This is a genomic window from Cryobacterium sp. PH31-AA6 (genome assembly GCF_030063195.1).
Lineage (GTDB): Bacteria > Actinomycetota > Actinomycetes > Actinomycetales > Microbacteriaceae > Cryobacterium.
Genome location: NZ_JASISS010000036.1, coordinates 1 through 22083, shown reverse-complemented (window position 1 = coordinate 22083; position 22083 = coordinate 1). Strand labels below are relative to the sequence as shown.

At 69.3% G+C, this 22083-nt stretch carries 20 protein-coding genes and 1 pseudogene; 7 read left to right on the top strand and 14 right to left on the bottom strand.

Annotation, left to right across the window (positions count from 1 at the left end):
- Positions 1 to 11: 11 nt before the first annotated feature.
- On the bottom strand, positions 12 to 1499 hold the full coding sequence (gene ahcY, locus QMG61_RS16195) for an adenosylhomocysteinase (protein WP_283495375.1): 1488 nt from the start codon (positions 1497 to 1499) through the stop codon (positions 12 to 14).
- 81 nt (positions 1500 to 1580) lie between these two features.
- Positions 1581 to 1799, bottom strand: a complete 219-nt coding sequence (locus QMG61_RS16190) for a DUF3499 family protein (RefSeq protein WP_283495374.1) — start codon at positions 1797 to 1799, stop codon at positions 1581 to 1583.
- Between the two features lie 43 nt (positions 1800 to 1842).
- On the opposite strand from QMG61_RS16190, the gene QMG61_RS16185 reads away from it, so the two are divergent.
- Entirely contained in the window at positions 1843 to 2295 is a 453-nt protein-coding gene (locus tag QMG61_RS16185) for a metallopeptidase family protein (RefSeq protein ID WP_283495373.1), read from the top strand.
- Positions 2296 to 2569: 274 nt separating this feature from the next.
- Positions 2570 to 3250 (top strand): hypothetical protein, encoded by a 681-nt coding sequence (locus tag QMG61_RS16180; RefSeq protein WP_283495372.1) that lies wholly within the window; start codon positions 2570 to 2572, stop codon positions 3248 to 3250.
- Between the two features lie 60 nt (positions 3251 to 3310).
- On the opposite strand, the gene QMG61_RS16175 is transcribed toward QMG61_RS16180, so the two are convergent.
- Positions 3311 to 4747: a glycosyltransferase 87 family protein gene (locus tag QMG61_RS16175; protein WP_283495371.1), complete on the bottom strand. Its 1437-nt coding sequence runs from the start codon at positions 4745 to 4747 to the stop codon at positions 3311 to 3313.
- Between the two features lie 111 nt (positions 4748 to 4858).
- Here QMG61_RS16175 and QMG61_RS16170 point away from each other — a divergent pair, with 111 nt between their 5' ends.
- Complete coding sequence (locus QMG61_RS16170) at positions 4859 to 6124, top strand: molybdopterin-dependent oxidoreductase (RefSeq protein WP_283495370.1); 1266 nt, start codon at positions 4859 to 4861, stop codon at positions 6122 to 6124.
- On the top strand, positions 6121 to 6594 hold the full coding sequence (locus QMG61_RS16165) for a hypothetical protein (protein ID WP_283495369.1): 474 nt from the start codon (positions 6121 to 6123) through the stop codon (positions 6592 to 6594). The genes QMG61_RS16170 and QMG61_RS16165 overlap by 4 nt, the downstream gene beginning before the upstream one ends.
- Here QMG61_RS16165 and QMG61_RS16160 read toward each other — a convergent pair.
- From QMG61_RS16160 to QMG61_RS16150, 3 genes are read right to left on the bottom strand one after another with little or no spacing between them, the layout of a single operon-like run.
- Positions 6543 to 7247, bottom strand: a complete 705-nt coding sequence (locus tag QMG61_RS16160; RefSeq protein ID WP_283495368.1) for a class I SAM-dependent methyltransferase — start codon at positions 7245 to 7247, stop codon at positions 6543 to 6545. The genes QMG61_RS16165 and QMG61_RS16160 overlap by 52 nt on opposite strands.
- Entirely contained in the window at positions 7244 to 7885 is a 642-nt protein-coding gene (locus QMG61_RS16155; protein ID WP_283495367.1) for a TIGR04282 family arsenosugar biosynthesis glycosyltransferase, read from the bottom strand. Before QMG61_RS16155 ends, QMG61_RS16160 begins: the two co-directional genes overlap by 4 nt.
- The gene (locus QMG61_RS16150; protein WP_283495366.1) at positions 7882 to 8550 is read right to left on the bottom strand and encodes a glycosyltransferase family 2 protein; all 669 of its coding nucleotides are present in this window, start codon (positions 8548 to 8550) and stop codon (positions 7882 to 7884) included. The genes QMG61_RS16155 and QMG61_RS16150 overlap by 4 nt, the downstream gene beginning before the upstream one ends.
- A gap of 109 nt (positions 8551 to 8659) precedes the next feature.
- Between QMG61_RS16150 and QMG61_RS16145 the strand changes: the two genes are divergently transcribed.
- Together QMG61_RS16145 and QMG61_RS16140 are read left to right on the top strand one after the other, a co-directional pair.
- Positions 8660 to 9406 (top strand): response regulator transcription factor, encoded by a 747-nt coding sequence (locus tag QMG61_RS16145; RefSeq protein WP_283495365.1) that lies wholly within the window; start codon positions 8660 to 8662, stop codon positions 9404 to 9406.
- Entirely contained in the window at positions 9403 to 10551 is a 1149-nt protein-coding gene (locus QMG61_RS16140; protein WP_283495364.1) for a sensor histidine kinase, read from the top strand. The genes QMG61_RS16145 and QMG61_RS16140 overlap by 4 nt, the downstream gene beginning before the upstream one ends.
- Before the next feature lie 37 nt (positions 10552 to 10588).
- Here QMG61_RS16140 and QMG61_RS16135 read toward each other — a convergent pair whose 3' ends face one another.
- From QMG61_RS16135 to manA, 7 genes are all read right to left on the bottom strand, one after another.
- A complete protein-coding gene (locus QMG61_RS16135; RefSeq protein ID WP_283495363.1) occupies positions 10589 to 11656 on the bottom strand; it encodes an NAD-dependent epimerase/dehydratase family protein in 1068 nt (355 codons plus the stop codon).
- Positions 11653 to 12522: an MTAP family purine nucleoside phosphorylase gene (locus QMG61_RS16130; RefSeq protein WP_283495362.1), complete on the bottom strand. Its 870-nt coding sequence runs from the start codon at positions 12520 to 12522 to the stop codon at positions 11653 to 11655. The genes QMG61_RS16135 and QMG61_RS16130 overlap by 4 nt, the downstream gene beginning before the upstream one ends.
- Before the next feature lie 80 nt (positions 12523 to 12602).
- Positions 12603 to 14057, bottom strand: coding sequence for a DUF5719 family protein (locus QMG61_RS16125; protein WP_283495361.1), 1455 nt, complete (start codon positions 14055 to 14057; stop codon positions 12603 to 12605).
- Positions 14047 to 17157, bottom strand: coding sequence for a glycosyltransferase family 2 protein (locus QMG61_RS16120; protein ID WP_283495360.1), 3111 nt, complete (start codon positions 17155 to 17157; stop codon positions 14047 to 14049). The genes QMG61_RS16125 and QMG61_RS16120 overlap by 11 nt, the downstream gene beginning before the upstream one ends.
- Before the next feature lie 92 nt (positions 17158 to 17249).
- Positions 17250 to 17567, bottom strand: coding sequence for a WhiB family transcriptional regulator (locus QMG61_RS16115; protein ID WP_283495359.1), 318 nt, complete (start codon positions 17565 to 17567; stop codon positions 17250 to 17252).
- Positions 17568 to 17712: 145 nt separating this feature from the next.
- Complete coding sequence (gene galE, locus QMG61_RS16110) at positions 17713 to 18687, bottom strand: UDP-glucose 4-epimerase GalE (RefSeq protein WP_283495358.1); 975 nt, start codon at positions 18685 to 18687, stop codon at positions 17713 to 17715.
- Positions 18688 to 18780: 93 nt separating this feature from the next.
- Positions 18781 to 20079 carry a mannose-6-phosphate isomerase, class I gene (gene manA / locus QMG61_RS16105; protein ID WP_283495357.1) on the bottom strand — a complete coding sequence of 433 codons (1299 nt, stop codon included), beginning with the start codon at positions 20077 to 20079 and terminating at the stop codon, positions 18781 to 18783.
- 131 nt (positions 20080 to 20210) lie between these two features.
- On the opposite strand from manA, the gene QMG61_RS16100 reads away from it, so the two are divergent.
- A complete protein-coding gene (locus tag QMG61_RS16100; protein WP_283495356.1) occupies positions 20211 to 21389 on the top strand; it encodes an acyl-CoA dehydrogenase family protein in 1179 nt (392 codons plus the stop codon).
- A 393-nt stretch (positions 21390 to 21782) separates the two neighbouring features.
- On the opposite strand, the pseudogene QMG61_RS16095 reads toward QMG61_RS16100, so the two are convergent.
- A pseudogene (locus QMG61_RS16095) lies at positions 21783 to 22083 on the bottom strand (HNH endonuclease signature motif containing protein); the annotation flags it as partial.

The following is a 22083-nucleotide window of genomic DNA, read 5'->3' as shown; positions in this document are numbered from 1 at the left end:
GGTGGGTGGGGTTAGTAGCGGTAGTGGTCGACTTTGTAGGGGCCGTCGATCGGCACGCCGATGTAGGCGGACTGGGCCGGGGTGAGCACGGTCAGCTCGACACCGAGGGCGTCGAGGTGCAGCCTGGCGACCTTCTCGTCGAGGTGCTTCGGCAGCACGTAGACCCCAACCGGGTACTTCTCCGGGTAGCAGTACAGCTCGATCTGGGCCAGCACCTGGTTGGTGAAGGAGTTGCTCATCACGAAGGAGGGGTGTCCCGTGGCATTGCCGAGGTTCATCAGGCGTCCCTCCGAGAGCACGAGGACACTGCGTCCGCTCGGCAGCCGCCACTCGTCCACCTGCGGCTTGATCTCGACCCGCACCGCGCCGGCCAGGGTCTCCAACGCCGCCATGTCAATCTCATTGTCGAAGTGGCCGACGTTGGCGATGATCGCGAGATGCTTCATCCGGAGCATGTGGTCGACCCCGATGACGTTGAAGTTACCGGTGCCGCTGACGAAGATATCGACCTGTTCGACAACGGATTCGATCCGGGCGACCTGGAACCCGTCCATGGCCGCCTGCAGGGCGTTGATCGGGTCGATCTCGCTCACGATCACCCGGGCTCCCTGGCCGCGGAGGGCCTCTGCGGCGCCCTTGCCGACGTCTCCATAGCCGGCGACGAAGACAACCTTGCCGCCGATCAGTACGTCGGTGGCGCGGTTGAGGCCGTCAGGCAGGGAATGACGGATGCCGTACTTGTTGTCGAACTTCGACTTGGTGACCGAGTCGTTGACGTTGATCGCCGGGAAAAGGAGCGCGCGGGCACCGGCCAGCTCATACAGGCGGTGCACACCGGTTGTGGTCTCCTCGGTCACGCCGGCGAGGTCCGCGGCGATCGCGGTCCAACGGTCGGTGGAACGGACCAGCGACCGGCGGAGGACATCGAGGACGACCGTGTACTCGTGGCTGTCGGACTCGGTTGTCGCCGGAACCGCTCCGGCCTGTTCGAATTCCCGGCCCTTGTGCACGAGCATGGTGGCGTCGCCGCCGTCATCGAGGATCATGTTCGGTCCGGTCCAGGTCTCCCCCGCCGCGGCCGCCTCGCTGCTCCAGTCGAAGATCTGCTCTGTGCACCACCAGTAGTCCTCGAGGGTCTCGCCCTTCCAGGCGAAGACGGGGACCCCGGCGGGCGCATCCGGGGTGCCGGTCGGTCCGACCGCGATTGCGGCGGCGGCGTCATCCTGGGTGGAGAAGATGTTGCAGCTGGCCCAGCGAACCTGGGCGCCGAGGGCAACGAGCGTCTCGATGAGTACGGCGGTCTGAACCGTCATGTGCAGGGATCCCGCGATCCGGGCACCGGCCAGGGGCTTCGAATCACCGAATTCGGCTCGGAGGGCCATGAGCCCGGGCATCTCGTTCTCGGCGAGGCGGAGCTGGTGGCGACCAGCCTCGGCGAGCGCCAGGTCGGCGATCCGGAAGGCGGGCACAGTGGACAAGGGGGACGCGGCGACAGTCATGCGACTATCCTGCCACCCCCGCCCGTGACCGGGCAGACTATCTGCGGATGGCGTCGGCCGGCCGGCGGCATCCGGCGGGAGCTACTCGGCCGGCTGGGTCCCGCTGGTGCGCAGGCGCACGAGCTGCCAGCCCTGCGGCGCGGAGGTGAGGCGCGCATGGCGACCGCACAGGTCGAAGCTGTGCGGCTCCCGTTCCAGGGAGAGCGGCCCGAGCACGGCCATCGAGTCGCCGTAGTCGAAGGTGAGGGTCGCCACGGACTCATCCGGGCAGGTGACGCGGGAACAGGGCCTGAGTGACATTGCCCTCAGGCTACCCTCACGACGCCGGAACTAGGATGTCACCATGACCCGAATCCGCCGCGCCGCCGCACCGACCCCCGCGCCGACCCAGCGTGGGCGGGGCCGTGACCGGCACGGCCGCGGCATCCGCAGCTCGGTCACCGGTCCGTTCCTGGCCCCGCTCCAGACCCGGATCAACCAGTTTGATATGAGCGTGGCCACGACCATCGACTATTTGCGGTCGGTCTGGCCCGACGAGCTCAGCGACGTCACCTTTGAAGTCGCGGCCGGACCGTACTCGGTGATCCCGGACGTCGGGGTCGAGCGTTGGACCGTGCACCCTGCTGAACGCCGGATCGTGTTCTACCGCCTTCCGATCCAGCGACTGACCCGGCTGCATCGAAACGACGACCTGCACCGACGAATGGTCATCGAGAGCTGCGTCTTCCGGGCCATCGCCGAACTCCTCGGCAAGGACCCGTGGGACCTGGCGCCGGATCGGTTCCGTCACTTCTGAGCTGGTCCCCCGGGCTTCGCCCCGGGCTCTACGAGCGGCCGAGGATTCCTCGGCCGCTTTTTCGTGCCCTGTCGGCCCATCGCCGCGGCTCCACAGACCCACAGGCCCGTCGCACGAACCCCGTAATCACGCGGGCGGAGCGATCAATCCAGATTTATTTGGATTTTTTCCAAACCGATTCGGCGTTGGAACCGAACCCCTGTCAGCACCAAATACTGCTCCACGTTCACCGCAAGACCCCACAGACAATCCACACAGACAGAAGGATCACACCATGCGTTCATTCTCCAAGGCCACCCTCAGCCTCGCCACCGCCGGACTGCTCATCGCCGGACTCGCCGCCTGCTCCAGCGGCGCCGAGGCAAGCGGATCGGCCGCCTCGCCGTCCACCTCCTCCTCCGCCGAGGCCACCCCTCAGCCCGTCGCATCGATCCCCGCGCTCAAGGGCGTCGACACCGCCGTTCTCCTCGACGCCGACTTCGCGGCGGCACTGACCAGCCTGGGCCTGACCCCCGGCACCGTCGGAACCGCAACCCTCGTCGACGGCAGCCTGCACTTCCCGATCACCGGCGGCAACGTCGACTACTACGACCCGGCCGAGAGCTACCGCCCGTTCGTTCAGGGTTCGATCGAGCACGAGGGTTCCGGCTTCTCGTTGACCGCCGGCGAGACGACCGTCGAACTGACCAACTTCACCATCGACCCCGGAACGTCGAAGCTGTTCGGTGACGTCAGCGTCAACGGCACCTCCGCGGCCACCCAGGTGCTGCTCTTCAACCTCTACGGCGGCACGCTCAAGCCGCTGCAGATGGACGGCGACAACGCCATCCTCGAGGGCACCACCGTGCACATCTCCTCCGAGGCCGCCGGCCTGCTGAACAGCACGTTCAAGACCGACGCCGTCGCCGACCAGCTCCTCGTCGGCATCGCGAAGATCACCGTCGCCACCAAGTAACACCACGCGACCTCGGTCGCACCCCCAAAAAGGCGCCCTTTTCGTGCTGCCCCTGTACGCCTAGCCGGTGCGCCCGCCCTGAGGCGCGACGGTGTCGGCCGTCCCTCTGGCCGGTCTGTTCCGGAACGGCAGTCGGGCGAGGAGGCGCCGCCCGGCGCCGGGGCCGGCCCGGCGCAGCGACATCACCACGATCAGAATGACGGCCGCGAAGAGAGTCGCCCGGGTGAGCTGCAGGGAGGGCACGAGCATCCGGATGCTGAGCGCGAGCGGCACGGCGAGCCACTCCCACCGCCCGCTCAGGGCGACGAACGGCACGAGCAGCAGGGCATACCAGGGATACCGGGGGCTGAGGATGACCAGAGTGCTGCCGATCATCACCAGCTGGCCCAGCCATGGCCTGGCCGGGTCGGTCTTCCACACGGTGAGGGCCGCGACGGCGGCGAGAAGGATGCCCGCGACGACGATCGCCGACTCACCGGGCGCGACCAGCGAAACAAGGGCGAACCTGGTCCCGTCCTGGTAGCCCTCCTCGGTGAGGTACCCCGGAAGGTAGCCCAGGACACCGATACCCGTCGTCAGGACGTAGGGAACGTAGAGCAGGAGGAACGTGGCGATGGCGGCGACGGTCACCTTCCAACCTTGCCTGCGCAGCAGCGCCGGGGCCGCGATCACCGGGATCAGTTTGGTGGCGATCGCCGCACCGAGGGCGATGCCACCCCGCCAGTAGCGTTCGCGGGTGACCAGGAACGCCGCGGCGAGGGTGAAGACCACCCCGAGGATGTCGACGTGGGAGTTGGTGACTGCCTCTGAGGCGACGAGGGGGCACCACGCCCACAGGGCCGCGAGGCGCAGATCGATGCCGCGCCGGCGCATCCCGAACAGGAGCATCACGGTGCTGCCGACGCTGAGCAGCAGCCCGGTCAGCTGGAGCGGCCAGTAGGCCGGGCCCGGGCCCGTCACCGCACGAACGCCGGCGAAGTACAGCTCAGCGGCCGGCGGATAGATGGTGGGGACCGTCGTCCGATTCAGCGCCGAGCAGAGCAGGTCGTCCGGCTCGCCGCGGTGGACGGTCTGGATGCGTTCACCGACGCAGCGTTCGGTCCCGTCGGCCGCCTGCTTCGGGGCCGGGAACAACCAGTCCGTCCGGAGCGAGTCGAGGGTCGGGTCGGCGGGCACGAACGCGTAGGGCGAGATGCCGGAGTTGGACACGATGCCGTCCCAGGCGTACCGGGCCGAGTCGGTGCTCGTGTTCGGTGGCCCGATCATGGCGGCGGCGCCGATCCCGACCGACCCGGCCAGAATGAGCACGACGACGGCCCTCCCGCGGACGCCGCGGAGGACGATCACCGCGGCGGCGAACAACGCCCACAGGGCGAAGAGGGTCACGAGCAGCGCTCCCGTGTCCCGTCCCGGCGAGAACAGATCGAAATTCCGCACCCCGAGCCCGGTGAGGACCGCGCTGGCGGCAAGGAGCAGGGAGACCACAGTGATTCGCACCCTGCCATCCTCCCGGAATCTCGGTCGGGGCACCGCACCGGGGCGGGCGCGCGTCACCGAACCGTAAGGATTCCCGGGCCCTGCGACACCCGAAAACTGGTGCAATGGAGCATGCGCCGTTTGATGTACGAAGCCCAGCGATCTCTGGCGTCGCCGTCACGCAATCCCCGGATGGCGACCGTGATCGGCCGACTGCTCGGCGCACTGTTCCTGGTCTGTTTCGGAACCGGGCTGTACAGCCACTTCCTCCAGCAGCCCCTGCCGGGGATGCGCCTGCCCACCCGGCCCGAGTTCCTCTACCAATTCACCGAGGGCACCCACATCATTGCCGGGATCGCCTGCTTCCCGCTGCTGCTGGCCAAGCTCTACATCGTGTTTCCCGACCTCTTCACCTTCCCTCCGGTGCGCTCGTTCCTGCATTTCCTCGAGCGCGCCTCGATCGCCCTGTTCGTCGGCGCGTCCCTCGTGCAGATCACCATCGGCCTGCTGAACACCTACCAGTGGTACCCGTGGCCATTCCCGTTCCGGCAGGTGCACTTCGCCCTCGCCTGGGTGCTGATCGGCTCCCTCGCGCTGCATATCGGCATCAAATTGCCGATCATCGCGCGGTTCTGGCGTAAGCGAGCCGACTACGGGCCCGGCACCGAGCACCTCACCGACGCGGTTCCGGCCGAACGCGCGCCGGGCACGGAGACCGCACGGCTCTGGGGCAGCAGCCGACCGACCGGGCTGACCGGGCGACTCATCGCCTATCTGGATGCGACCCCGCCGACGCCGGAGAAGGTGAGCCGCCGCGGGTTCCTGACCACGGTGGGCGTTGCGGTCGCCGCGGTGGTCGGGCTCACCGCCGGTCAGACCTTCGCGCCCCTCGACGCGGTGAACGTCTTCGGGCCGCGCAAGAAGGGCATCGGCCCGCAGGGCCTTCCCGTCAACCGCACGTCGAAGCAGGCCAACGTGACCGATGCGGTCATCGCCGGCTGGATGCTGACGCTTGCCAACTCCGGCGTCGAGCGCAGCTTCACCCGCGCCGAGCTCGAACGGATGCCCCAGACCGAGGTCACTCTCCCGATCGCCTGCGTCGAGGGGTGGAGTCAGATGGCCACCTGGCGCGGGGTGCGGCTGCGCGACCTCGCCGACCTGGTCGGCGCGGGCGAGGACACCTCCTTCCGGCTGGTCAGCCTGGAGCAGCGCGGCAGTTTCCGGCAAACCCAGATGGGCCCGGAGTACGTGCGTGACCCGCTCACCCTCGTCGCCCTCGAGCTCAACGGCGAGACCCTGGACCTGGAGCACGGCTACCCGGCGCGGATGATCGCGCCCGGCCGACCGGGGGTCCTGCAAACCAAATGGCTGAGCCGAATCGAGGCGATCAGCGCATGAGTCAGGTCAACGGCGCGGGGATCCGCGCGGCCCGGATCGTCCTGATCCTGCTCGGTGTGGCCGGCCTCGCCTGGGGCGTCTGGGTCATGGTCGACACCGTGCGCCTCGAACGGCTCCCCGGGGTGGCGCTCTGGATTGGTGCGGCGATCATCGTGCACGACGCCGTCATTGTCGCCGCGGTGTTCTTCGCCGGGGTCCTGCTGCGTCGCGCGGCCCGGAGGCTGCCCGGCACGATCGCCGTCGTCGTCCAGGGCACCATGGTGCTGGGTGCCATCGTGACGCTGATCGTTGTTCCCGCGATGATTGCCCAGGGCCTCGGACCCAAGAACCCGACCGTGCTTCCCCTGGACTACGGCCTCAACCTGGCCGTGTTCTGGGCCGTGATCGTGGTGGTCGCCACGGTGATCTCCGCCGTGCTCTACGCGCGCAGCAGACGGGCGAACCAGCGGCCGTCCAGCCGCCAGTCCTGAGCCACGACCAGCCCGGCCTCGGTTGCGCGCCCGCGCAGGCCGGTGAGGCCGAGTTCGGCCCAGGGGAAGACCGCGCTGCGCCCGCCGGAGGAATCCTCGATGGTTCCCTCGTAACGGTCGTCGGTGTCCGGGTCCTGGCTCAGCTCGACCAGGAGGGTGCCGTCCGGGGCGAGCAGCGCGGCGCACCGCACCAGCAGCGCGGTCGGGTCTCCGCCGATTCCGATGTTGCCGTCGACGAGGAGGGCGGCGGCCCAGGCCCCCTCGAGCGGCATCGGGTCGAAGACGCTGCGGCGGAGCACGCTCAGCCCGGAGTCGACGGCCATCCGCACGGCGGTTGCCGACACGTCGATCCCGAGGGCGGAGAGCCCGAGGCCCATTGCCGCGCGCACCATCCGGCCCGGACCGCAGCCGATGTCGAGCACCGGACCGGTGAGTCCGGCGAGCAGTCGCAGGTCGGTGGCGTCGGCATCCGCGCTCCACCGCCCCGCGTCGATCGGGAACGGCTCGGCGTGCGGCTCGGAGCGGGCGCGTCGCAGGTAGAGCACGTTCTCGGCGTTCCTCAACGCGGCGGCGTATGGCTCCGCCCCGCCGGCCCCGAAGGTCGACGGCTCGAAGCGGGCGTCCCGGACATCGGGCTGGGCGAGGAAGGTCATCGGGTCGGTTCGCTCTCGCTCGGCACGAGCATGGCCGCCAGCGCGACGGCGAAACCGCCGGACGGCGCGATACCCGCGACGGAATAGGCATCGTCGATCGTGTCTACGTCGGTGAGGGTGGGCAGCAACGCCACCCGCAACCCCGCCCCCCGGAGCCGGTCGAGCTGACGGGCGCCGGTGTCATGGTGGGACATCGGGATGCCGCGGATCAGGTCGCCGTTCGGCTCGGCGAGCGCGAGAGCCCAGAATCCGCCGTCGTCGGCGAAGCCGAACCAGGCGTCGATGTCCTCGGCCCAGTCGGTGAACACCGGTTCGAGGAGGGCTGGGGTGACCTGTGGCGTGTCCATCCCGATCAACAGCGTCGGCTCGTCGCACGAATCAAAGATCGCGGCGAGGCGTTCGTCGAGGCCACCGTCGACCTGGGGAAGGATCTCGAAACCCGCGGCACCGATCGGGGGCACGACGCCATCGAAGGCGAGGATGCGGCGGGTTGCCGGCATCGCGGCCACGACGCGCAGGGTATCGTCGAGGCTCGCCGCGGCGAGTTCGGCCGCCTGGTCGAGGCTGAGCGGCGGGTGCAGCCGCGTCTTCACCTTGCCGGGCAGACACTCCTTGGCGATGACGACGATGACCGTCACCGTGCGTCTCCCCGCAACAGGGCGGACATGTCCGCGACGGCGGTGAGCGTTCCACGCACGGTCCCGGTCACCTTGCTCCGGCCGACCCGCGGCGTGTACGTGGTGTCGACCTCCCGGATGCGCCACCCGGCGTCGGCGGCGCGCAGGAACATCTCCAGGGGGTAGCCGCTGCGGCGGTCCCGGAGGTCGAGGGAAAGCAGGTCTTCGCGTCGTGCCGCGCGCATGGGGCCGAGATCATGGATGTTCACACCGGTTATTCGGCGCAGACGCCAGGACAGACTGGTATTGGCCAACCTGCTGTGCCACGGCCACGCTTTCGGGACACTGGCCCGCCGGCGGCCGAGCACGAGGTCGGCCTCTCCCGCGAGCACCGGGTCAACCACCCTGGGGAGTTCCCGTGGGTCCATCGACGCGTCCGCGTCGCAGAAGGCGACGATCGGCGCGGTCGCCGCGAGAAGACCGGCATGGGCCGCCGCGCCGAATCCCCGCCGGGTTTCGTGCACCACGAGGGCCCCGGTGGCAGCTGCGATATCGGCCGAACCGTCGGTGGATCCGTTGTCGACCACGATCGCGCGGTATCCGGCCGGCAGCCGGGACAGCACCCAGGGCAGGGCGCCGGCTTCGTTCAGGCACGGCAGCACGAGGTCCACCCGGATCAGAGTCATGCTTTGAGATTAGGGCCGCGGAGCACCCGGAACCGCGCGAAAAAATTACGGATTGAGGAACGATGGGGTGCGACCCGTCGGCGGGCCAGGTCGGCTCTATCCTGAGACCGTGACTTCTTCAGCAACACTCCAGGACCGACGGGTCCTCGTGATCGACGATGATCCGACGGTCTCCGAAATCGTCTGCCGGTACCTCCGCGCCGCTGGTTTCACCGTGGACGAGGCCCCGGACGGGCCCGACGGGCTCCGCAAGGCAGAGACGCTACGGCCAGACCTGGTTGTGCTGGACCGGATGCTGCCGCTGCTGGACGGCATCGAGGTCTGCCGCCGGATCCGGGCGAACTGGTCGATCCCGGTGATCATGCTCACCGCGCTCAACCAGGAGGAGGACCGGATCGATGGTCTGGAGGCCGGAGCCGACGACTATCTGGCCAAGCCGTTCTCGCCGCGCGAGCTGGTGCTCCGCGTGCAATCGGTGCTGCGCCGCAGCGTCGCCGAGTCCGTTCCGGCCGGCCCGGTCACGGTCGGCGATTTCGCCCTCGATTCCGCCGCGCACGAGGTTCGGCTGAACGGCGAACCGCTGTCGCTCACTGCCCGCGAATTCGACCTGCTCGCCTATCTGATCTGGCGTCCGCACAAGGTGCTGAGCCGGGAGGACCTGCTCCGGTCGGTGTGGGGCTGGGAATTCGGCGACCTGTCCACGGTCACGGTGCACGTGCGGCGCCTGCGGGAGAAGATCGAGGCGGACTCCGCGCATCCGCGGCTGCTGAACACGGTGTGGGGGGTCGGCTACCGCTTCGACCCGGTTCCGCTCGGCAGCCAGGATTCGCCCCCACCGGCGGGACTGTCAAGGTGACGCTCGAGGTGCTGGCCACCGTGTCCCTCTTCGCCCTGGCGAGCGCGGTTGTCGTCGGCGCGCTGGGTCTGCTGGCCCTGCGGCTGTTGTTCCGCGCCTCCCTCGTGCTGCAGCTGATGGTCGTCGCCCTCGCCGCCGTGATCTCGGTGGTCGGCGGGATGGCGGTTGCCGCCTCGCAGATGTATGTCTCCAAACACGACCTCACGGTCTTCTACGGGGTGGCCGGGGTGGCCGGGCTCGTTTCGCTGGCCATGGCGGCGGTCCTCGGGCGCAGCCTGGTCCGGGAGGGGCGGGAACTGCGCTCGGTCGCGGCGAGCATCGGGCGCGGCGAACGGGTCGTGGCCGCAGAGCGGCACAGCAACACCGAATTCGCGGCGCTGGCGGGAGAGCTCGCGGCGACCGGCGAACGCCTCGCCGAGTCCCGGGCCAGGGAGAACCGGGTCGAGGAGTCTCGGCGGGAACTGATCGCCTGGATCTCGCACGACCTTCGCACGCCCCTGGCCGGAATCCGCGCCATGGCCGAGGCGCTCGAGGACGGCATGGCGGAGGACCCCGACCGGTACTACGCGCAGATGCGCGGCCAGGTCGACCGACTCTCCGGCATGGTCGACGACCTGTTCGAGCTGTCGAGGATCCACTCCGGCACGCTGCGGCTGAGTGTTGAACAGGTCTCGCTCTACGATCTGATCAGCGACGCGGTGGCCGGGTTGTGGCCGGTCGCCCAGGCCAAGTCCCTCGACCTCCGGTTCGAGGGCGAGACGGGGCTGACCATCCTCGCCGACCCCCGCGAACTGTCGCGGGTGGTGGGCAACCTGGTGATGAACGCCATCCAGCATTCACCGGCCGGCTGCCCGATCGTGGTCTCCGTCACGGAGAACCCGGACGGCCGCGCCGTGATCTCGGTTCGGGATTCCGCGGGCGGCATCCCGGAAGAGGACCTCGGCCGGGTATTCGAGGCCGGTTGGCGCGCGAGCGAGCCACGCACCCCGGCGTCCGAGCCGACCCGGTCCGGCGGGGCTGGACTGGGCCTGGCGATCGTGCGGGGAATCGTCCGGGCGCATCGCGGCGAGGTCGAGGTGTACAACGTGCCGGGCGGATGCCGCTTCGACGTGCTGCTGCCCCAGCATCCGGTCGCGGCCGGCTGAGCCCCGGCCGGCCGCGCGTCGGACGGACGAGGTCGGGTTAGCGCCGCACGGAAGCCCGGAGCGGAGCCGTCGCGAACTCCCGCACGCCCCGTTCGAACGTGACCGTCGGCGCCCAGCCGAGTTCGGTGCGGATCCGTTCTGACGAGGCGGTGATGTGCCGCACATCTCCGAGCCGGAACTCCCCCGTGACGACTGGGTCAGGTCCGCCGGAGGCGCGACTGAGAGCCGCGGCCAGGTCTCCAATGGTGTGCACCGTGCCGCTGCCGACGTTGAAGGCCCGGAACGTCGATTCCGGGGTGTCGCCGGTCCAGTCGAGCGCGGCCATGTTCGCCGACGCGATGTCATCGACATGCACGAAGTCGCGGCGCTGAGCGCCGTCTTCGAAGACCCGGGGAGCTTCGCCGCGCTCGAGGGCGGAGCGGAACAATGAGGCGACGCCGGCGTAGGGCGTGTTCTGCGGCATCCCGGGGCCGTACACGTTGTGGTAGCGCAGGGCCGCGACCCGGCCTCCGGTGGCCCGCGCCCACGCCGAGGCGAGATACTCCTGGGCGAGCTTCGTCGCCGCGTAGACATTGCGCGGGTCGAGCGGGTCCTGCTCGGTGGTGAGGGCGGGTTCGAGCCGTTCCCCGGTGACCTCGTCGACCGGATCGAATCGGCCGGCAGCCAGGTCGGTGGCCAGCCGCGGCCCCGGTCGGGCTGGACCCCGCGCGCCGCGGAAGCTGCCCTCGCCGTAGACGACCATCGACGAGGCCAGCACCAGCCGATCGATGCGCGCCGCCGTCACGGCGGCCAACAGTACGGCGGTGCCCACCTCGTTGCTCCTGACGTAGTCCGGGGCATCGGAGAAGTCCACCCCGAGCCCCACCTTCGCGGCCTGGTGGCAGACGAGGTCGATGCCCCGAACCGCGGTGGCGACGACGCCGGGATCGGTCACGTCGCCGACGATGACGTCGACGCGCGGGTCGACGAGCGGCAACGCTCCGTGCACGTCGCTGCGGAGTGAGTCCAGCACGCGCACCCTCCACCCGCGGTTGAGCGCCGCGGTGACGATGGCTCCGCCGATGAAGCCGGCTCCCCCGGTGACGAGCAGCTTCGGTGCGCTCACGGCCGGTGTCCGATGCCCGCGGACGCCGGCCTGGCCAGTACGGCGGCGACCTGCTCCGGGTCGATCAGCTGCCTGGCCGTATAGTCGCCCGGGATTGTCCGCAGGATCCCATCGATGGCGGCGAGGATGCGCGGCTGCGCGTCGGCGAGCCGGGCGAAGACGAGCGTGGCGGAGACGGCATCCGCGTCGTCCCCTTCCTCCGGGGACAGGCCGGCGTCGGCGTCGGTGACGAAAGACAGGTTGACCGTGCCGATGTTGAGTTCGGAGGCGAGGACCACCTCGGGGTACTGGGTCATGTTGACGATGTGCGCCCCCGCCGCCCGGAACCAGAGCGATTCGGCCCTGGTGGAGAAACGGGGACCCTGGATCACCACGACCGTCCCGGCCGGGGCGAAGTTCTCGTCGAGGGCGTCGAGAGCGGTGATGGCGGTGCGGCGGAGGATCGGGTCGAACGGGTCGGCCGCGGCGAGGTGGGCGACGCTTCCCCGGTCAAAGTAGGTGTCGGCGCGGCCGGAGGTGCGGTCGACGAACTGGTCGGTCACGACGAGCAGACCCGGCGGGTATTCCGGGCTGACGCCCCCGACGGCCGAGGAGGAGACGATCGCGGTGACCCCGAGCGAGGCGAGCGCCCAGATGTTCGCGCGGTAATTGATCAGGTGCGGCGCCTCGGTGTGCCCGCCGCCGTGCCGGGGAAGGAATGCGACCCGGCGGCCGGCCCGCTCGCCCACCGTGATCGCCGCCGAGGGAGGCCCGTACGGCGTGTCCACCTCGATCGTGGTTGCGGTTCCGGCGTCGAAGAGCCGGTAGAGCCCGGAGCCCCCGATCACGGCGATCGAGACCGGCTCGGTGGGGGACGGCTCGTTCACGGGTGACTCCTGAGGTAGACGGACACGTGCGTTCAGTCTGCCAGCACCGGGACCGCCGGGCGGTTCAATTCCGCCGCCGGTTAGCGCGGGTAGACAAGGAGCGGCATGGCCAGCGGTCCGGCCTGGCCGACCGTGAAGGATGCCAGCAGGCCGGCGTCGGAGTAGCCGACGGAGGCCACGGTCGATTTTCCGCCGGACACGAGGTAGACGCCCGAGGCCTCGAGCGGCAGCGACGCGGATCCGCCACCGGGCACGCTCACTGTGACGGGCAGTCCCGTTTCCGGCGTCGCGGTGTAGCTGGCGTCCTCGTCGGCGGTGTTCACCAGGTGGAGAGCGGGGGCCGGTCCCGGCGCCACCGCCACGAGAAAGTCGTCCGCGATCGACCCGGATGACCCGAACCAGGCGAAGTCCTTGCCCGCGGTCCCGACCGAGAAGACCTGTGCCGCCGCGACGATCGGCTGGTCGGCCGTGAGCTCGAGCGAGTACACCCCAGGGGCAAGTCCGGGCAACGGCACGTCGGTCGGGACACCTGGCTGGATCTCCACCTGCAGCGAGGAACCGACCGGCCGGCCGTCTTCACTGGCGACGCCGACCTGAACGGTGGCGGCGTCCTCCCCCGGGACGAAGATTCGCGCCGTGGGCATGTCCTCGGAGTGCCCGCCGCTTTCGTCCGCAGCCGCTGCTCCCTGCGTGGTGACGAGCACGCCGGCGATGATCTGGCTGGTGGCGGCGGGGGCCACCGGAGCAAGGAGGTCGACTCCGTTGGCCGCGATTCCCCTGACGATGCTCTGCTGGAGGGATGCGGCCACCTGGCCGCCTTGTGAGGTGACGTGCACGACCGGGGAACGGAGGTTCGGGGCCAGGCCGGCGAGGGAAACGATCCGCTGGGAGTTGGGTTGGACCAGGATCCCGGTTGACCCGGGTGCGTTCACCAGGCCGGCCTCGCCGTAGACCGTCAGGTCGACGGTCGCCAGGACAGTGCCGGGGTTGCTGAGCAGCACGAGAGTCGTCTGGCCCACGTCGGTGGACCCGCCGACGAGCCACGCGTCACCCGTGGCTTCGGCGCAGGCCGCAACGGCCAGTCCACTGAGCGACTCGCCCGTTGCGGTCTGGGACTGGCTTCCGGCGACGAGCGGCGCCGTGACCGCGCCGGCCTGGGCCGGGACCCGGAGCAGCTGCGGCGCGCCGTCGACGTCGCTTCTCGCGTTGTCCGGTGCAGAGAGTTCGGTGCCTGACGGGCGGATCCAATCGGTTCCGGACGCGGCCGGGTGCGCGCTGAAGACGGCGTCCGTCGGCCCGACCGAGGTCGCGTCCTGGGCCTGGCTCGAATCCTCGGCGAGGTTCAGGAGCGGACCGGGGCACACCCTCTGTTGTTCCGTCGGCACGGGCGAGACCAGGAGGGACGTCGGAGTGTGTTCGAGTGTCGGCCAGGGCACGACCGCCGCCGCACCGACGGCGACCACGGCGACCGCGACGACGACCATGCCGGCCAGGGCCCGGGCGCCGACGAGCGCGATTCCACGTCTACTGGGCATCGTCAGCGTCCTCTACTCGGGTCGTCGACTCGGCCGGGGTCGTCGGTTCTGCGGGGGCAGCCGGCCCTGCGGAGGCAACCGGCCCTGCGGAGGCAACCGGCCCTGCGGGGGCGGCCGGCTCTGCGGAGGCAGCCGGCTCTGCGGAGGCAGCCGGCTCTGCGGGGGCAGCCGGTACGACGGGTTTCTTCCCCTTGCCTGCCCGCCTCAGCTCGCGGGCGTCGGCCTTCTTCGTGCGCGCGCCGGCCTTCGCGATTTGTCGGATCGCGTCCCGGTTCGCCTGGCGGACGGCCTCAGGGCCGGCTCCCGTGGGGATGGACAGCAGGACCGTTGCCCCGATCACGATGGCGGCGACGAGCAGGGCGGCGAGGCCGATAGCCCCTCCGGCCTGCCAGGGGATCTCGCCGACCGACCCGGGTGTGCCATCGGCTTCATGCCGCCAGAGGCGCCCGAAGGCCGTGTCACCGACCGGGATGAGCGCCGCGTTGCCGTCGAGTGCCGTGGTCGTACGTGTCGTCGTTTCGAGCGCTGCCGCACTGGCGGGAGCCTCGGCTCCCGGCCCCATCGGGACGACAGCCGCCGGGCGCAGCAGCACGAACCGAATGCCGAAGTCCGACAGCCCGGATGCGGCATCCAACCCGCTGCGTGATGCGAGGTTGCCGGCGAGGGTGGCCAGTTCCTTTTCCTTGGCAGACAGGGTGGTGTCGGTGCTGTTCAGGGTCGACTGGTCGTCGAGGGTCGCACCGTCGCCGCGCACAATCGTGGCGAGGATGCCACCGTCTGGCTGAGGCGTGATCTGCAGGGTGCCTACCCGGTCATCCGTTCGAGCCTCGGCCGAGACGAAAGCCGGTTGGGTGCGGTTCGTGCCTTCCCTCACCACGCTCGTGCCGAGCGGCAGGGCCGCCACGAGGGGCGCCGTCACGATCAACAAGGCGATGACCGCGCTGACCGCGGGCGCGACCGAGAAACGCCGCATGCTGCGCAGCGCGAAAACGACCGCGCCGACGAGTCCGAGCCAGGCCAGGCTCAGGCCGGCACCCGGCCAGACGCTCACGGACTGAGATCCGACCGATGAGAGGAACAGATGGGTCGAGGCGACGGCGGTGCCGAGGCCGAGCAGCACGGTCACGAACGCGAAGGTCGCACCGCGCGATCCCGGCATGAACAGGGAGAGCACCGCGAGAATGGCCAGAGGCACCAGCAGTACCGGAACGAGAACGGACGCGTGGACGCCGGGCAGGCCGAGCATCTCGAGCAGGGGCGTCCAGCCGCCGAGCTCACCGGTCGGGAACCCGAGCAGCAGCTGCCAGATCGACACGCCGGCGCTCGGGACCGGCGCACCGGGGTCGGCGAGCAGGCCGATCCAGTTTCCGCGCAAACCCTGGTCCCAGATCAGGGGGGCTGCCAGGGCGAGCGCCGGGAGAGGGATGCCGATGAAGCGCATGACGGTTCGGCCGCTGGCCAGCACGGCGACGAGCCAGACCACCAGGAGCGCGGGTGCCAGCGATGGCACACAGGCGACGGTCGCAGCGAACAGGAGCGCGGCCGAGGCCGAGGCGGACCAGGACCGGGCCGCTCCGTAGCCGGCGAAGAACAGCCAGGGCAGGAGCAGGTGCACGAGGATCGCGGCGGGGCGCCCCGCCGCGAGGGCGCTGAGGAACGTGGGAGACAGGATCCACAGGGCCGCAGCCACGGCTCGGATGGACCCGTGGTGCGACAACCGACTGGTCGCGAGCCAGGCACCGAGGGCCGCAATGGGGAGGGCGAGGAAGTAGAGCAACACCAGGGCGAAGGACGGCGACCAGAAGGTGAGCGAGCCCAGGATGGCCAGGATAGCGGCGAAGGGGTCGGCGGCTCCGACGAAGCCGAGGCCGATGTCCCGCCAGCCGTAGCCGAAACCCGCCCAGAGCTCGGCCGGGGTACCCGACAGCGGCAACAGTCCGCCACCGGTCAAGGTGCGCGCTCCGAGAAGCGGGCCGAGGATCGCGAGGCCGGCGACCGCCGCTGCGATCACGGTCCAGGCTCCGCCGCCGGAGAAGAACTGAATTTCGGGCCGTTCACCTCGCGCCCCGGTGAGAGTCGCTTCCCGCTTGAGCGCGTGGCGGCGACGGACCTCGGCCGAGGAGACCCTGAGGCTGGAGATCGATCCCCAACCCACCGTGCGTGTCGCGGCGAAACGGCGTCGGGCGTTGCTGACCCGGATTCCACTGAATGCGGCGCCGAACGCCGCCGAGAATTCGCCGAGGATCGCGCCGGGTTCCTTCTGCAGCAGCTGCCCGACCGACCGCATCAGGGCGAGCGGAACGAGGCCGAGCCAGTGCACGAGAATCATGCCGCGTCGGGAGTAGACCATGCGCCGGTGCAGCTGGGCGGCTCGCACGGCACGGAGGCGTTTGCGGCGCGCCCGTCCGCGCGACGATCCGCTCGGGCCTGCCACGCCGTCGCCGGCCGACGCGATGCGCGCGGGGGCCACGACCGAGACGCGATAGCCCGCCATCCGCACGCGCACGCAGAAATCGAGGGAATCGTCCACGGAGGGCAGGGCCGGATCGAAGCCGTCGAGTAGTTCCCAGACGGTGTGGCGCACGAGCATCCCGCCGGCGCTCACGGCGAGCACGTCGCTCATGCCGTCGTGCTGTCCCTGGTCGAGTTCGCTTTCCACCATGGTCACGGTCGCGCCACCGTGGGTCATCGACTGACCGAATTCGTGGATGTAGTCGCCGGCGTGCCAGTCCATCACCTTCGGTCCGGCCACGGCGACGGAGGGCGCGACTTCCAATTCACCGAGCAGCGCGGCCAGCGCTCCGGGTTCCGGGGCGCTGTCCTGAGCCAGGAGCCAGAGCATTTCCCCGTCCGACTCGGGTGGCGCCGTCCCGCGCACCGCTGCGGCGACGGCCTCGCCGAAGGAGAGGTCGGAGTCGGCGGAGATGAAGTGAGTGGGCCCGTAGGCGGCCAGGAGCGCCGCCGTGGTGTCCGAGGACCCACAGTCGACGGTGATCACAACGTCGGGCTGTCGCGTTTGGCGGGTCAGGGCCTCGAGAGTTCTCTCAAGGTGCTTCGCGCCGTTACGGGCAACAAGGATGGCGGTGACTCTGGCATGCATATCGGTGACAGCTTAGGTCGGTCCGCACCGATCGCGCGGAGGTGCAGTGGCGCGCCCGAAAATACACCGCCCGAAGACAGCGCGTCGAGGGCTTAGGCGCGTTTACGCAATTTGCGGCGTTCGCGCTCGGAGAGTCCGCCCCAGATACCGAAGCGTTCGTCGTTGGCGAGCGCATACTGCAGGCATTGGGTCCTCACCTCGCAGGAGGCGCAGATCTTCTTCGCATCGCGAGTCGACCCTCCCTTTTCGGGAAAGAACGCCTCGGGGTCGGTCTGCGCGCAGAGCGAATCCGACTGCCATGACAACGGATCCCCGTCGCCTGTTTCCTTGCGAACTCCGGGGACACCCAAACGAACCGGATCAACGAACCAGTCCTCAGGAACCCCGGAACGATACTCAGACTGCGTCATATCGTCTCCCACCCCATTGCAAAAAATGTACCCGAATAACCCGTCAGAGCTAATTACAGCGGTGTAATTCCCGCACGTCAAGTCGCGGATCATAAACCCTCAATATTTGCTGGAGAGTTTCGACTCGCCGTTTCTCGAAACTGGGTCAGATGTGCGGGGCGGATGCCGCCTGGCGGGACGCCCAGGCGCTGCCCACCATGTCTTCCAGGCTGTGCCGCATCTCCCATTTGAGGTCCCGGGCTGCCAGCTCGCCCGACGCGACGATCCGGTCCGGGTCACCGGGCCGGCGCGGGCCGATCACCGGGGCGAAGTCGATACCGGTCACGGCGGAGACCGTGGACATGATCTCGCCGACCGACACCCCGTCGCCGCTGCCCAGGTTGTAGACGGGAAGGATCTGCTCGCCGGCCTCCAGCCGCCTGGCCGCCGCGACGTGCGAGACGGCGAGGTCGGCAACGTGGATATAGTCCCGAACGCACGTCCCATCGGGGGTCGCATAGTCGTTGCCGTTGATGCTCGGGGTGCGGCCGTCGATCAGGGCGTCGAAGACCAGGGGGAAGAGATTGTGGGGGCTCGTGTCGCGCAGTTCGAGCGCGCCGGAACCGACCACGTTGAAGTAGCGCAGGGAGGTGTGCGTGAGTCCGGCCGCGATGCCCTGGTCTCGCAGGAGCCACTCGCCGATGAGCTTGGACTCGCCGTAGGGTGACTCGGGGCTCTTCGGCGTGTCCTCGGTGACCAGGTCGGTGTGCGGGGTGCCGTAGACGGCGGCGCTGGACGAGAACACCATCCGGCTGACACCGGCCTCCGCCATCGCCGCGAGAAGGACGGCCGTGGCCGTGACGTTCTGCTCGTAAGTGTGCAGCGGACGCTGCACGGAGACGCCGGCGTACTTGAAGCCGGCGACGTGCACGACGCCGGTGACGTCGTGTTCGGCGAAGGTGCGCATGAGCAGGTCGCCGTCCAGGATGTCACCGTGGACGAAGGGGACGGAGTCCGGCACAAATTCGGCGTGCCCGCTGGAGAGGTCGTCGACGACAACGACGTCGATCCCCTCGGCGAGGAACGCCCGAACGATGTGGGAACCGATATAACCGGCGCCGCCGGTAACAAGCCAAGCCATCTGGACCTCGCAGAATCATGCGGCAATCCTGCATCGCCGCGAACCCAGCCTAGCTTCAGCCTGCCCGTACGCCGGTTTCACGCGAGGCTTGGGTCAGGGGGTGGTGGCCACGAACACATCGCCCGCTCCGGCGAAGGTCAGGGTGCCCTCGTCCGCGGTGATGTAAATGGATTCGCCGCGCCGGAGGGTGACCGACGAGGTCGCCCCGGCCACGAGGAATCCGCCGGCCGTGCAGATGGCGATGCCCGGTCCCGTCAGCGTGAGCTGGCGCATCGGAACGCCCGCGGCGGCAGCCTCGCCGGCTCCCGCCGTTCCGGTTTGCGCCGAAACGTGCACCAGGGCGAAGTCATCGACCGCCGGACGGTACTCGTCGACGCCGGGAGCAGTCGACACCGGGGCGAGGTAGGGCACGGGCAGTGAGGAGAAGTCGAGCACGTCGAGCAGTTCGTCGACGTCGATGTGCTTGGGGGTGAGCCCGCCGCGCAGCACGTTGTCGGACGCGGCCATCAACTCGACGCCGAGACCGGAGAGGTAGGCGTGGATGTTGCCGGCCGGCAGGAAGAGGACCTCGCCGCGGCGCAACGACACCCGGTTGGTGAGCAGCGAAATGACGATTCCGGGGTCACCTGGGTAGGCGACGGCCAGTGTGCGCACGGTGTCCAGTTCCAGCGGGAACTCGAGGATGGCCCCGCCGGCGGCCAGATCGACCGCGCTCTCGGCCAGCGCGACCACCCGCTCGACCAGCCAGGCGACCTCGCCGCTGTCTCCCCCGCGACCGTCCCGCAGCAGCCAGTCGACCGTGTCGCGGAGGGCTTCCGGGCCGAGCAGACGTTGCTCGAGGGCATCAAGGGCGCCTGGTTGCGGGTCATCGGACGCGGCGTCCAGAGCGCGGAGCTCACCGAGGATGCGCCGGATCTGGACCGGTTCACGGAAGCCGCAGAGCGCCTCGAAGGTCTCGCTCAGGGCGAAGATGATCTCTGGCTTGTGGAAGGGGTCGCGGTAGTTGCGGTCCGCGGCATCCACCGGGATTCCGGCCTCATTCTCCAGGGCGAAGCCGGAGCGGGCGCGTTCCATGGTCGGGTGCGCCTGGAGAGAGAGCGGGCTGGCCGCGGCGAGGATCTTCAGCAGGAACGGCAGCCGGGGTGCTCCGTCGGAGGCCTCAGTCAGGCCGGTGCCGAGGGCGGCCTCCGGTGCAGCCGCTATCCACTCGGCGAGCGTCGCATAGCCGCCCACCAGCTCCGGGTCGAGGATGACCGACGGCGAGCCCGGGTGGGCGCCCAGCCACAGTTCGGCCTCGGGGTTGCCGGTCGGGGAATGCCCGAACAGGGCCGCGATCGCGGTCGTGGATCCCCAGGCATAGTTCCGGGGTGAATTGGCGATGCCCACAAACATGCTGGCTCCTGTACTACTCGGTTTAGACCAAACTACCAACCGCTTTCCGCCGCCCTGACCTCCCGTCTAGGCTGGCGAGAATTCGTCGATCGCCGCAAGCGAGGCCGTCGCACCCTGCAATGGAGCACCAGATGACTTTCGAGCCACTCGCCAGTGACGTCTACGGCTATGAAAACCTCCTCAGCGACCAGGAGAAAGCGGCTTTGACCAGCCTGCGTTCCTACCTCGAGTCGGACGTGCGGCCGATCGTGAACGGATGCTGGGAGCGCGCAGAGTTCCCTGAGGAGGTCATCCGCCCGCTGGCGAGGCTCGGGGCGTATTCGTTCGGCTGGCCCGAGACACGTCCGTTCGAGAACTCGGCCGTCTTCCGCGGCTTCGTGGCGCTGGAGATCGCTCGGGTGGACGCATCCGTCGCCACGTTCGTCGGGGTGCAGAACGGCCTGGCCTGCGGCACGATTTCGACCACGGGCTCGCAGGAACAACGCGACGAGTGGCTGCCTCGGCTGGCCTCCGGCGAGATCACCGGCGCGTTCGGGCTCACCGAACCGCTCTCAGGCTCCGACGCGGCGCAGGGTCTGCGCACCACGGCGACTCGTGACGGTGACGTCTGGCTGCTCAACGGGGCGAAGCGCTGGATCGGAAACGCGACATTCTCGGACATCACGATCATCTGGGCGAAGGACACCGCCGACGGTCAGGTCAAGGGATTCATCGTGCAGACCGACGCACCCGGCTACACGGCCACCAAAATAGAGGGCAAGATCAGCCTGCGCTCCGTGCAGAACGCGGACATCACTCTCGACAATGTCGTCGTTCCCGAGTGCAACCGGTTGCAGAACGCGAATTCGTTCAAGGACGCGGCGAGGGTGCTGCGTCTGACCCGCGCCGAGGTCTCCTGGGCCGCTGTGGGCACGGCGATGGGAGCGTATGAGGCCGCCGTGGCGTACTCGAAGGAACGGATGCAGTTCGGCAAGGCGATCGGTGGGCACCAGTTGGTGCAGGACCTGCTGGTGAAATCGCTCGGCAACATCACGGCGAGCCTGGCCATGGTCGTGCGGGTGTCGCAGATGCTCGACGAGGGCAGCCAGCGCGACGAGCATTCGGCACTGGCCAAGCTGTACACGACCGCGCGGATGCGTGAAACGGTCGCCTGGTGCCGTGAACTCTTCGGCGGCAACGGGATCGTGCTCTCGTACGACGTGGCGCGGTTCTTCTCCGACGCCGAGGCGATCTACTCCTACGAGGGCACCCAGGAGATGAACACCCTGATCGTCGGTCGCACGATCACCGGCCAGGCCGCCTTCGTCTAGCCCCGCCCGCGCCGCCGGAGGGCGCCCGTCCCCCGGCGGTCGAGCCCCGGTGGTCGAGCCTGTCGAGACCAGCCCCGCCCGGTGGCCGACCATGCGGTGGTCGAGCGCCGGTGGTCGAGCCTGTCGAGACTGGGACCCGCGCCGGTGGTCGAGCGCCGGTGGTCGAGCCTGTCGAGACCGGGACCCGCGCCGGTGGTCGAGCCCCGGTGGTCGAGCCTGTCGAGACCGGGACCCGCCCCGGTGGTCGAGCCCCGGTGGTCGAGCCTGTCGAGACCGGGACCCGCGCCGGTGGTCGAGCCTGTCGAGACCCCCCAGGCCAGGGTCACCCTGCGCGGTCGGCCTTGCTCTTCAGTGGGATGAGGGCCTGGTTCGGGTCGACCGCCACTGGCGGTTTCAACCAGTACTGGGTGTCGTTCCGGATGATTTTCCAGCCCTGGTTGTGCAGTACAGGTGGTGGGGGTGGCAGAGGCAGGTTCCGTCGGCGGTGTCGGTGGTTCCGTTGAGTGACCAGTCGTCGAGGTGGTGGGCTTCGGTCCAGGATGGTGGTCGGTCGCAGTCGGGCCAGATGCAGCCGCCGTCGCGGAGCGCGATGGCTGTGCGTTGTTGTTCGGTGAAGAGTCGTTGTTCCCTGCCGACGTCTAAGGCTTGGCCGGTGTCGTTGAAGAGGATGCCGCGCACCCCGGTGTCGCAGATC